This window comes from Pseudomonas lijiangensis (genome assembly GCF_018968705.1).
GTDB classification, from domain to species: domain Bacteria; phylum Pseudomonadota; class Gammaproteobacteria; order Pseudomonadales; family Pseudomonadaceae; genus Aquipseudomonas; species Aquipseudomonas lijiangensis.
The window spans coordinates 2,038,474-2,049,587 of the sequence record NZ_CP076668.1; the positions used below are offsets into that span (position 1 = coordinate 2,038,474).

General features: G+C 59.0%; 13 protein-coding genes and 1 tRNA gene. 6 read left to right on the plus strand and 8 right to left on the minus strand.

Annotated features, from left to right (window positions below; genetic code table 11):
• Window positions 1-6: 6 nt before the first annotated feature.
• Genes KQP88_RS08890 through cysG form a run of 4 tightly spaced genes read left to right on the plus strand, consistent with a single transcriptional unit; the run spans window position 7 to window position 4,395 of the window.
• Complete coding sequence (locus KQP88_RS08890; RefSeq protein WP_200993166.1) at window positions 7-1,329, plus strand: replication-associated recombination protein A; 1,323 nt, start codon at window positions 7-9, stop codon at window positions 1,327-1,329.
• The gene (gene crcB, locus KQP88_RS08895; RefSeq protein WP_025259500.1) at window positions 1,329-1,703 is read left to right on the plus strand and encodes a fluoride efflux transporter CrcB; all 375 of its coding nucleotides are present in this window, start codon (window positions 1,329-1,331) and stop codon (window positions 1,701-1,703) included. Before KQP88_RS08890 ends, crcB begins: the two co-directional genes overlap by 1 nt.
• Window positions 1,704-1,719: 16 nt before the next feature.
• Window positions 1,720-3,000 carry a serine--tRNA ligase gene (gene serS / locus KQP88_RS08900; RefSeq protein WP_200993165.1) on the plus strand — a complete coding sequence of 427 codons (1,281 nt, stop codon included), beginning with the start codon at window positions 1,720-1,722 and terminating at the stop codon, window positions 2,998-3,000.
• Window positions 3,001-4,395 (plus strand): siroheme synthase CysG, encoded by a 1,395-nt coding sequence (gene cysG, locus KQP88_RS08905; RefSeq protein WP_216705416.1) that lies wholly within the window; start codon window positions 3,001-3,003, stop codon window positions 4,393-4,395.
• A gap of 121 nt (window positions 4,396-4,516) precedes the next feature.
• Here cysG and KQP88_RS08910 read toward each other — a convergent pair whose 3' ends face one another.
• From KQP88_RS08910 to KQP88_RS08940, 7 genes are all read right to left on the minus strand, one after another.
• Window positions 4,517-5,527 carry a glutathione S-transferase family protein gene (locus KQP88_RS08910; RefSeq protein WP_216705417.1) on the minus strand — a complete coding sequence of 337 codons (1,011 nt, stop codon included), beginning with the start codon at window positions 5,525-5,527 and terminating at the stop codon, window positions 4,517-4,519.
• Between the two features lie 107 nt (window positions 5,528-5,634).
• Window positions 5,635-6,636 (minus strand): glycosyl transferase family protein, encoded by a 1,002-nt coding sequence (locus KQP88_RS08915; RefSeq protein WP_216705418.1) that lies wholly within the window; start codon window positions 6,634-6,636, stop codon window positions 5,635-5,637.
• Window positions 6,633-6,968, minus strand: coding sequence for a TusE/DsrC/DsvC family sulfur relay protein (locus tag KQP88_RS08920; protein WP_216705419.1), 336 nt, complete (start codon window positions 6,966-6,968; stop codon window positions 6,633-6,635). Before KQP88_RS08920 ends, KQP88_RS08915 begins: the two co-directional genes overlap by 4 nt.
• Window positions 6,965-7,264, minus strand: a complete 300-nt coding sequence (gene tusB / locus KQP88_RS08925) for a sulfurtransferase complex subunit TusB (protein WP_216705420.1) — start codon at window positions 7,262-7,264, stop codon at window positions 6,965-6,967. The genes KQP88_RS08920 and tusB overlap by 4 nt, the downstream gene beginning before the upstream one ends.
• On the minus strand, window positions 7,264-7,626 hold the full coding sequence (tusC, locus tag KQP88_RS08930) for a sulfurtransferase complex subunit TusC (RefSeq protein ID WP_198728232.1): 363 nt from the start codon (window positions 7,624-7,626) through the stop codon (window positions 7,264-7,266). The genes tusB and tusC overlap by 1 nt, the downstream gene beginning before the upstream one ends.
• 1 nt (window position 7,627) lies before the next feature.
• A complete protein-coding gene (gene tusD, locus KQP88_RS08935) occupies window positions 7,628-8,020 on the minus strand; it encodes a sulfurtransferase complex subunit TusD (RefSeq protein WP_198728233.1) in 393 nt (130 codons plus the stop codon).
• Between the two features lie 102 nt (window positions 8,021-8,122).
• The gene (locus KQP88_RS08940; protein WP_117167081.1) at window positions 8,123-8,794 is read right to left on the minus strand and encodes a Bax inhibitor-1/YccA family protein; all 672 of its coding nucleotides are present in this window, start codon (window positions 8,792-8,794) and stop codon (window positions 8,123-8,125) included.
• Window positions 8,795-8,916: 122 nt separating this feature from the next.
• On the opposite strand from KQP88_RS08940, the gene KQP88_RS08945 reads away from it, so the two are divergent.
• Both KQP88_RS08945 and KQP88_RS08950 read left to right on the plus strand, forming a co-directional pair.
• Window positions 8,917-9,004 (plus strand) — tRNA-Ser (locus KQP88_RS08945).
• Window positions 9,005-9,391: 387 nt separating this feature from the next.
• On the plus strand, window positions 9,392-10,411 hold the full coding sequence (locus KQP88_RS08950; RefSeq protein WP_216705421.1) for a zinc-dependent alcohol dehydrogenase family protein: 1,020 nt from the start codon (window positions 9,392-9,394) through the stop codon (window positions 10,409-10,411).
• A gap of 435 nt (window positions 10,412-10,846) precedes the next feature.
• Here the strand turns inward: KQP88_RS08950 and KQP88_RS08955 are convergent, their stop codons facing one another.
• Window positions 10,847-11,059, minus strand: a complete 213-nt coding sequence (locus tag KQP88_RS08955) for a DUF6124 family protein (RefSeq protein ID WP_198728236.1) — start codon at window positions 11,057-11,059, stop codon at window positions 10,847-10,849.
• Window positions 11,060-11,114: the final 55 nt, after the last annotated feature.

An 11,114-nucleotide genomic window follows, 5' to 3' on the forward strand; every position in this document is an offset into this window, starting at 1 on the left:
CAGATCATGGACCTGTTTCGTAGCGAACCGATAGCTCAGCCACTGGCTGCACGCCTGCGTGCGACCAATCTGGACGAGTATGTCGGTCAGGAGCACCTGCTCGCTCATGGCAAGCCTCTGCGTGAGGCGCTGGAGCAGGGCGCTCTGCACTCCATGATCTTCTGGGGCCCGCCGGGTGTCGGTAAAACCACCCTGGCGAAGCTGCTGGCCAAGGTGTCGGATGCGCATTTCGAGACCGTTTCGGCCGTGCTGGCCGGGGTCAAGGAAATCCGTCAGGCCGTCGAAGTGGCCAAGCAGCAGGCCGGGCAATACGGTCGCCGTACCATCCTGTTTGTCGATGAGGTCCATCGCTTCAACAAGTCGCAGCAGGATGCCTTCTTGCCATACGTTGAAGACGGCACGCTGATTTTCATCGGCGCGACCACTGAAAACCCTTCATTCGAGCTGAACAACGCCTTGCTCTCGCGAGCGCGGGTCTATGTGCTCAAGAGCCTCGACGAAGCCGCCTTGCGCAAGCTGGTGCATCGGGCGTTGAACGAAGAGCGCGGCTTGGGCAAACATCAGTTGAGCCTGAGCGATGAAGGCTTCGAGATGTTGATGGCGGCGGCTGACGGTGACGGTCGGCGCATGCTCAATTTGCTGGAAAACGCCTCCGACCTTGCCGAAGATGGCTCGCAGATCAGTGTCGACCTGCTGCAAAGCCTGCTGGGTGACAGCCGTCGTCGTTTCGACAAGGGCGGTGAAGCGTTTTACGACCAGATATCGGCGCTGCACAAATCCATTCGTGGCTCAAACCCCGATGCGGCCCTGTACTGGTTTGCACGGATGATCGATGGTGGCTGCGACCCGTTGTATCTGGCGCGTCGCGTGGTGCGCATGGCCAGCGAAGATATCGGCAATGCCGACCCTCGCGCCTTGCCGCTGTGCATGTCCGCCTGGGATGTGCAGGAACGGCTTGGCAGCCCCGAAGGCGAGCTGGCGGTGGCCCAGGCCATTGTCTACCTGGCCTGCGCGCCCAAGAGCAATGCGGTGTACATGGGGTTCAAGGCGGCGATGCGCGAAGCCACCGAGCATGGCTCGCTGGAAGTCCCGCTGCATTTGCGCAACGCACCGACCAAGCTCATGAAGCAACTGGGCTATGGCGAAGAATACCGCTATGCCCACGACGAACCCGATGCCTACGCGGCCGGTGAAGACTACTTCCCTGAAGATCTGGAACCCCGCGAGTATTACAAGCCGGTGCCTCGTGGCCTGGAGCTCAAGATCGGCGAAAAGCTCAAACATCTGGCTTCATTGGACGCCGCCAGCCCTCGTCAGCGGAGAAAGTAGTGATTCAGACAATTCTTGCGGTGTCCGTAGCCGGTATCGCTGGTACATTATTGCGCTTTGCTGCAGGAACCTGGGTAAGCGCCAACTGGCCGCGGCACTTCTATACGGCAACGCTGGCGGTGAATATCGTCGGGTGCCTGATAATCGGCGTGCTTTACGGCCTGTTTCTGATTCGCCCGGAAGTGCCCATCGAGGTTCGTGCCGGCTTGATTGTCGGCTTTGTAGGCGGTCTGACGACCTTTTCATCCTTTTCACTGGATACGCTGCGCCTGCTGGAAAGCGGGCAAGTACCGATGGCGCTGGGCTATGCGGGTATCAGCGTGTTCGGCGGGCTGCTCGCAACCTGGGTTGGCCTGTCCCTGACCAGACTTTGATAGACGAGAGAACGATATGCTCGATTCCAAACTGTTACGTACCCAACTTCAGGACGTAGCGGATCGCCTGGCTTCCCGTGGTTTCACACTGGACGTAGCGCGCATCGAATCGCTGGAAAACCAGCGCAAGACGGTACAGACCCGCACCGAGCAGTTGCAGGCCGAGCGTAATGCCCGTTCCAAATCCATTGGTCAGGCCAAGCAGCGCGGCGAAGACATCGCGCCCTTGATGGCAGATATCGACCGCATGGCCGAAGAGCTCAACAGCGGCAAGAAAGAGCTGGACGGTATTCAGTCCGAGCTGGACGCCATGCTGCTGAGCATGCCGAACCTGCCTCACGAGTCCGTGCCGGTGGGCGCTGACGAAGACGAGAACGTCGAAGTGCGTACCTGGGGCACGCCTGCTTCCTTCGATTTCACCGTTCAGGACCACGTTGCCCTGGGTGAGAAGTTCGGCTGGCTGGACTTCGAAACCGCCGCCAAGCTGTCCGGCGCCCGCTTTGCTCTGCTGCGCGGCCCAATCGCCCGTCTGCACCGCGCCTTGGCGCAGTTCATGATCAACCTGCACATCAACGAACACGGCTACGAAGAGGCGTACACGCCTTATCTGGTCCAAGCGCCTGCCTTGCAAGGCACCGGTCAGTTGCCGAAGTTCGAGGAAGACCTGTTCAAGATCTCCCGCGACGGTGAAGCGGATCTGTACCTGATCCCGACGGCAGAAGTGTCGCTGACCAACATCGTTTCCGGCGAAATCCTCGACCCGAAACAACTGCCTCTGAAATTCGTTGCCCACACGCCATGCTTCCGCAGCGAAGCCGGTGCTTCGGGTCGCGATACCCGCGGCATGATTCGCCAGCACCAGTTCGACAAGGTCGAGATGGTACAGATCGTCGCTCCGGACCAGTCGATGGAAGCGCTGGAAGGTCTGACCGCCAACGCCGAGCGCGTCCTGCAACTGCTTGAGCTGCCTTACCGCGTGCTGGCTCTGTGCACTGGCGACATGGGCTTCAGCGCCGTCAAGACCTACGACCTTGAAGTCTGGATTCCGAGCCAGGCCAAGTACCGTGAAATCTCGTCGTGCTCCAACTGCGGCGACTTCCAGGCGCGTCGCATGCAGGCCCGCTGGCGTAACCCGGAAACCGGCAAGCCGGAACTGGTTCATACCCTGAACGGTTCGGGGCTGGCGGTTGGCCGTACCCTGGTCGCGGTGCTGGAAAACTACCAGCAGGCTGACGGTTCGATCCGTGTGCCTGAAGTGCTCAAGCCTTACATGGGCGGCATCGAGGTCATCGGTTAAATGGAATTCCTGCCGCTGTTCCACAATCTGCGTGGCAGTTGGGTGCTGGTCGTCGGTGGCGGCGAGATTGCCTTGCGCAAGTCTCGCCTGCTGGCCGAAGCCGGTGCGCTGTTGCGGGTGGTTGCGCCCGACATCGAAGAACAACTGCGCGAACTGGTCGAGCGCAGCGGTGGCGAATTGATCCTTCGCGGTTACAGCGAAGGCGATCTGGACGGCTGTGTGCTGGTGATTGCCGCCACCGACGATGAACCCCTCAATGCCCAGGTGTCCCAGGACGCCAGGCAGCGTTGTGTTCCCGTCAATGTGGTGGATGCGCCTGCCTTGTGCTCGGTCATCTTCCCGGCCATTGTCGACCGCTCACCTCTGGTGATTGCGGTCTCCAGTGGCGGCGATGCACCTGTGCTGGCGCGTTTGATCCGCGCCAAGCTGGAAACCTGGATACCTTCGACCTACGGTCAGTTGGCCGGGCTTGCGGCGCGCTTTCGCAATCAGGTCAAAGGGCTGCTCCCGGACGTGCAGCGGCGTCGGGCGTTCTGGGAAGATGTTTTCCAGGGGCCTATCGCCGACCGGCAACTGGCCGGGCAGGGCAGCGAAGCCGAACGGCTGCTGATTGCCAAGATCGCAGGCGATGCTCCCAAGGCGCAGGGTGAGGTTTATCTGGTGGGTGCCGGTCCTGGTGATCCGGACCTGCTGACCTTCCGTGCCTTGCGTCTTATGCAGCAAGCCGATGTGGTGCTGTATGACCGTCTGGTGGCTCCAGCCATTCTTGATCTTTGCCGTCGTGATGCCGAGCGTGTCTACGTGGGCAAGCGTCGCGCCGAACACGCTCTGCCTCAGGACCAGATCAACCAGCAACTGGTTACCCTGGCCAAAGAGGGCAAGCGCGTTGTACGTCTGAAGGGCGGTGATCCGTTCATCTTCGGCCGTGGTGGCGAAGAGATCGAAGAACTGGCTTCCCATGGCATTCCGTTCCAGGTCGTGCCGGGCATCACGGCGGCCAGTGGTTGCGCGGCTTATGCCGGGATTCCGCTGACCCATCGCGATTATGCCCAGTCGGTGCGGTTCATCACCGGGCACCTGAAGGACGGCACCAGCAATCTGCCTTGGGATGATCTGGTTTCGCCTGCGCAAACCCTGGTGTTCTACATGGGTTTGATCGGGCTGCCGATCATCTGCGAACAACTGATCAAGCATGGTCGGTCGGCGGATACACCGGCTGCATTGATCCAGCAGGGCACGACTTCCAACCAGCGCGTCTTCACGGGCACCCTGGCCAACCTGCCTCAACTGGTGGCAGAGCATGAGGTTCATGCTCCGACACTGGTGATCGTGGGTGAAGTGGTCGTGTTGCGCGAAAAACTGGCCTGGTTCGAAGGCGCCCAAGCCAGCGTCTGATGCTTCGGATAGCCCATGTGGGAGGCAGCTTGCTGGCGACTTCAGTGTACAGACGCAGAATGTCTGCCGGTTTTGATGCCTTTTTCGCCAGCAAGCTGCCTCCTACAAGTCCGTTTGCGCCTTAACTGATCGGCATTGCCTCGTAGATTCCCTTGCCCGGCAAGCGCTCGCGATCATGGCTGGCTTCCAGATTCAATGCCGGGCCTTTCGGGATAATGCCTGTCGGATTGATAGTGCGATGGCTGGCGTAGTAATGGCCTTTGATGTGCTCAAGGTCTACTGTTTCGGCAATCCCCGGCCATTGATACAACTCCCGCAGCCAGTTGCTCAGGTTGGGATAGTCGGCGATGCGCCGCAGGTTGCACTTGAAGTGGCTGTAATACACCGCATCGAAACGTACGATGGTGGTGAAGAGCCGGACATCGGCTTCGGTCAGGTATTCACCCGCCAGATAGCGATTTTCTCCCAGCAGCTTTTCCAGCACATCCAGCTCGGTGAACAAGGCATCGAAGGCTTCTTCGTAGGCACCTTGTGAAGTGGCAAAGCCTGCCCGGTACACACCGTTATTGACGTTGGGGTAAATCTGCTCGTTGAGCATGTCGATCCTGGCTTGCAGTGTGCTCGGGTACAAGTCCAGACGATTGCCGGTCAGCTCGTCGAACGCCGAGTTGAACATGCGGATGATTTCCGCCGACTCGTTGCTGACGATACGCTGCTGCTGTTTGTCCCACAGCACAGGCACCGTGACGCGGCCAGTGTAGTTGGCATCGTCTGCGGTGTAGCGCTGATGGAGAAACTGCAGGTTGTCGAGTTGATCGCCCGTCGAGCCGGTCTGTGGGTCGAAGGTCCAGCCGTTTTCCAGCATCAGCCAGCTGACCACCGAGACATCGATCAGGTTTTCCAGGCCCTTGAGCTTGCGCAGGATCAGTGTCCGGTGAGCCCATGGGCAGGCCAGGGACACATACAGATGGTAGCGACCGGCCTGGGCTGCAAAGCCGCCTTCACCGCTTGGCCCGGCTTTGCCGCTGGCCGTGACCCAGTTGCGACGTTGGGCATTCTCTCGCTGGAATGCCCCGTCCTTGCTGCTTTCGTACCACTGGTCATGCCAGCGTCCTTCGATGAGAAGGCCCATGTCTGACTCCAATCTGTAAATGAATATAGGTTGTGAGTCAGTCTAATCGGGTTGGTTCGACAGAAAAGCGCAAACAATGGGCTTTCATGATCGAGTAAATCGATAGGTTACAGGGCCTTGTCCCGACGATCCCAGAAGACTTGAGCCTGCTCGAAAGCTTCCTCACGCGCAATACCGAGCCCGCGCAACGCCAGGGCGATGGTGGAAATCAGGGCGAGTTGCGGATAACTGTCCTCTGTTTCGCCACGCCACAGGGTCACCAGTTGCTGGGGATCCAGCGTTGCAGGCTTGACGTGGCGCCTTGGCGAGAGCGCAGGCCATTCCTCGTCCCAGGCTTGCCCATTGCTGGTGCCATACAAGTGGCTGATGGTGTCGGGGTTGATCTCGATTTCGCCGCCATCGCCTTTGACGACAATGGCATTGTCTCCCAGCAGCGTGCTGGCTTCGCGATGCACGCTTTGATAGCCGGGGTGAAAGATACTTTGCAGGCCGCAGCGGGCATTCAGCGGGTTGAGGACCCTGGCCAGCGAGTGAATCGGCGAGCGCAGGCCCAGGGTGTTACGCAGATCGATCATGCGCTGCAACTGTGGAGCCCAGTCACCCAGCGGGATAAACGCCAGATTGTGTTGCTCCAGTGCGCCTTCCACCGCCTGCCAGTTGCGGCAGAGCGGGATATCCAGCAGGCCGAGCAACTGCTCCGTATACAGCCGCCCCGCGGTATGCGCGCCGCCGCCATGGAGCAGCACCTTGATGCCGTTCTGCGCCAGGCACTTGGCAGCCAGCAGATACCAGGGCAGGTGACGCTTCTTGCCGGCGTAAGTCGGCCAGTCGATATCCACCTGCATGGGCGGAGCGGTCAGGCGTTCGCGGACGGCTTCGGTGAAACCGGCCAGTTCTTCCGGGCTCTCTTCCTTGTGGCGCAATAGCATCAGGAAGGCGCCGAGTTGCGTGTCCTCGACCTTTTCGTCAAGCAGCATGCCCATGGCTTCCCGGGCTTCTTCGCGGGTCAGGTTGCGGGCGCCGCGCTTGCCTTTGCCCAGAATGCGGACGAACTGGGCAAAAGGATGCTCGGCAGGTGTTTCTGTGACGAGGGGAGCGTAATCGTTCATATGCAATTGGTCGGCTTCGGCAGGCCCGCCAGCTTGGCGGCCAGTTTGGCGGGAGTGCCATTGAACAGGCGGTTGAGGTGCATACTGTTGCCTTTCTCCGGCCCCAGCTTGAGTGCCGTGTACTTGATCAACGGGCGCGTGGCAGGCGAGAGCTGAAATTCCCCGTAGAAATTGCGCAGCAGCTCCAGGATTTCCACATGCTCGGGACTCAAAGCGATACCTTCCTCGCTCGCCAGCGCATGGGCCACTTCCAGGGACCAGTCGTTCAGGTCCTGTAGAAAGCCATCCTTATCCAGCGCAATGCTGCGTTCGGCCACGATCAACTGTTTCATAACCACGTATTGACCTTGTCAAAGCGGATCGAGAGCTCGACGAAGCCTGGGTAATCCACAGCCGTTGCACCTTCAGGCAACAACAGATTGCGGGCTTTCAGGTCTTCATCCAGCGCGAACAGTTTGAGGGCGGGCAACTGTTTTTCCAGCGCCAGTCGCGGGGCGCTGGAGGGCATCAGTGCGTAAGTCGCATCGCCGCAGAGCAGAAGGCCGTCGTCCGGCCCCAGCAGGCTCAGGCAGCTTTCCAGACGGGTGTCGGCAAAGGGCGAGTGAGAAAGAACGTGCAAGGTAGCCATCAGATCGTTATCACTTGGTCGTAGCGGTCAATAAGGGCCGATAAATCGGCTCTGGCGGACAGATGATGGATGTCGTCAGCCAGTTCGTCATGGGCCATGCCGCGTGCTGCCAGGCTCTGGCCGCAGGCATAGACCTCTTCCACGCCAAACATCGACAGCGCTTTCAGGTTGGCGGTGAGGTCTTTCTGTTGGAGGGCCGAGGCGTTCTGCTGCGCAAGCAACTGAAACACGCCGTCGTCCATGAACAACAGGCCCACCGGCAAATCATAGGCGCCGCCCGCCAGTACGATATCCAGCGCTTCCCGGGCGCTTGGGCCTGCCCACGGTGCCTGACGGCTGATGATCAACAGTGACTTGGCCATTTCAAGGCCCTCCGAAACAGATCAGTCGATCCGCCGATTGCACGGCATCGTGCAACTGGCCCAGTCCGGACAATTCCCAAGGCTCGAGGAGATTGGCGGATGGGCGCTGATAGCGTTCGGCTTCCTCTGCATTCAGCACGCCACGACGCAGAGCGGCAGCGATGCACACCACGCCATCAAGCTGGTGCGTGGTGATGAAGTCACGCCATTGTCTGGGCAGATCCTGCTCATCCTGTGGCGACACGACATTGGCCGAAGCACTGTGAACGCCATCCTGATAGAAGAACAGACGCACAATCTCATGGCCGCCTGCCAAGACCGCCTCTGCAAACTGCAGGGCGCGACGGGAAGAGGGCGCATGGGCCGCGGAAAAAAGGGATATGGCGAATTTCATTGTCGGCTCTGTCGGCGGAACATGCGCAATGATAAAGAATTCACGGACGCTGGACAGCAAAAAGCCCGCGAAGGCGGGCTTTTTGTTGACGCCGTATGGCTATCAGTCGTCGCGGCTCATGATGCCGAAGATCTGCAACAGGCTGACGAACAGGTTGTAGATCGATACATACAGGCTGACAGTCGCCATGATGTAGTTGCGCTCGCCGCCATGGATGATGGCGCTGGTCTGGAACAGAATGCAGACAGAGGAGAACAGCACGAAACCTGCGCTGATCGCCAGTTGCAGACCGCTGATCTCGAAGAACAGGCTGGCCAGTACGGCACCCATCAGAACGAAGAAGCCGGCAGTGATGAAACCACCCAGGAAGCTCATGTCCTTGCGGGTCATCAGTACATAGGCCGACAGACCACCGAACACCAGAGCCGTCATCGCAAACGCCGAGCTGACAACTTCAGCGCCGCCCGACATGCCCAGGTAGCGGTTGAGGATCGGGCCCAGCAGGAAACCCATGAAACCGGTCAGGGCGAACGTCGAAACCAGGCCCCACACCGAATCACGCAGCTTGTTGGTGAGGAAGAACAGGCCATAGAAGCCGATCAGCACCACGAAAATGTTCGGGTAGCCGACGCGCATCTGCTGGGCTACGAATGCCATGACGCCGCTGAAAGCCAGGGTCAGAGCGAGAAGACCGTAAGTGTTGCGCAGGACACGACTAACCTCTAGCTGGTCGGCCTGCATGCCGGTTTTAAGGGCGTAATCCTGTTCGCGCATTGCGAAACTCCTTCCTGTTGAAATGTTGAGTTGCAAAGATCATAACAGAGGCGCTGCAAGTGACCACCCAGAGAGTTTGACAGCTTGTTTCATTCCGGTATTATGGCGCCCGCAACGCAAGTGGAAGTATGGCCGAGTGGTTTAAGGCAGCAGTCTTGAAAACTGCCGACTGTAACAGGTCCTAGAGTTCGAATCTCTATGCTTCCGCCATATTCGATACGTCAAAGCCCTGATTATTCAGGGCTTTTTCGTTTCTGGGGTTTGGTGCCAGCTCTTCGCGAATGAGCGGAGCGCCGCCCGATTCGCTCCCACAAACTGATGTTGATCACTCAAGGCCTGCCCGTCACTTGTGGGAGGGGCCTTGGCCGCGACGACCAGCTTGAATGCAACACATTTTCAGCGTCCAGACGGGCTGTCGAATTCATTCGCGAAAAACCACCTCAACCTTGTATATCCCTCAGGGTTACCGCTGGATCGGAAGCGGCACCTTCCCCGAGGGCCAGTGTCTGCTGATGGCGGCTTCACGCCTGCAACCTTGCCTCAAATCCGTTACCCAAGGTTCGACACGCACTTATTCACGACACAGGGGATGACCCGATGAAAGCTTTCCAGATAGGCGCCCAGAATGGTTTGGACTCGCTGACCGCGACCACCCGTCCCGAATTGTCTGCCGGGGCAGGCGAAGTCGTCATCGCCCCGCGACTTGTGAGCCTCATCAGCCGGGATGTCCAGATTCTTCGGGGGGTATACGGTCCCATGCAGGCCCCCGAACGTATCCCGGTGTCTGAAGGCGTGGGAGAAGTCATTGCGGTCGGTGAAGGTGTCGAAGATTTCAAACCGGGTGACCGAGTCATCTGCGGTCATTTCCCCAACTGGTTGGACGGGGCGTTTCGCGCTGACGTGTTCAGCCATGATGTCGGTGTCAGCCACGATGGCTGGCTTGCTGAAAAAATTGTACTCCCGGCTGCGGCGTTGATCCGCGTCCCGCAAGCGTTGGCGAATAAAGATGTCGCTGCCCTCGCGTCCGCCGGGCTTACCGCCTGGAACGCTCTGGTCGAGGTGTGCAAGGTCAAGCCGGGCGAACTCGTTCTGTGTCTGGGCACTGGGGGAGTGGCGCTGGCGGCATTGAAAATCGCCAAGGTCCTGGGCGCACGGGTGGCGATGACCTCATCAAGCGATGAGAAGCTGGAGTTTGTCCGCCAGCTCGGAGCGGACATCACAGTAAATTACCGTACCCACACCGACTGGGCCGCCCAGTTGATGCTGCTTACCGAGAACGCAGGTGCCGACGTGATCATCGAGACGGGCGGTCAGGATACTTTGGGGCAATCCATCGCGGCAGCGGCCGTGAATGGGCGTATTGCGGTGATAGGTGTAACCCCAGGACAGAAGTCGCCGATACCTGACTACGTATCGCTCATCCTCAAAAACGTGACGATCCGAGGCATCGCCAACGGCAACCGGAAAATGTTCGAAGAGCTGCTACGCGCCATAGAAGTGAATGGCATTCAAACCGTAGTCGCCAAGACTTTCAAATTCGACGACGCGCCAGAGGCGTATGCCTACTTTGCGGCTGCACAGCACGTTGGCAAGGTTCTGATCGAGTTCGATAACTAAATGACGGACACCTACAGCGCCCACGATCATGCCAATAATAATCAGGCAGAGATTCTCATCAGCAGCCAATGCGCATGCTTTGGCTGTTACGCGGTTTTCCCTGCGCCAGAGGTCGCGCGATGGACGGACTCAACGGCATGGTGCCCCAAATGTGAGGCATTCGGCACCTTGCTGGGGGATGCCTCAGGGTTACCGCTTACTCGGGAGTTTCTGGAGTCTGTCCATGATCACTGGATAGGCCCGCAAGAGTGGCTGGATGAGCTGGCCGAGCAGACCCATAAGGTTGCGACTGCACTCTATAAGCCTGCCGATGTGAGGAAAAACCGGCCTTGGTGGAGGTTCTGGTAATGGTGGTTGTGTGTTTGCTGCGAGCTCTTCGCGAATGAATTCGCACACATAGCCCGTGTAGGAGCGAATTTATTCGCGAAAAACCGCCTAACGCACCTCCACCCAAGCCAACGACCTTTCCAGCTCAGCCTTGGCCATGCCAATCAAATGCACCACCGAAAACGCCAGGTCGCGTTTCGGGCCGTTGAGGCTGTCTCCGGTTTCGTAGGCGGTGGCTGCTGCGCAACGCAGCAGGGCGCTGACGTGCAGAAGGGATTCTTCGAGGTTTGTGTTCGGTGGATCAGATATTACTTTGATCATGAAGGCTGCCTGTAAGGTAAGGCCACCTGCCATTCGCTGCTAAACGAACAAGGGT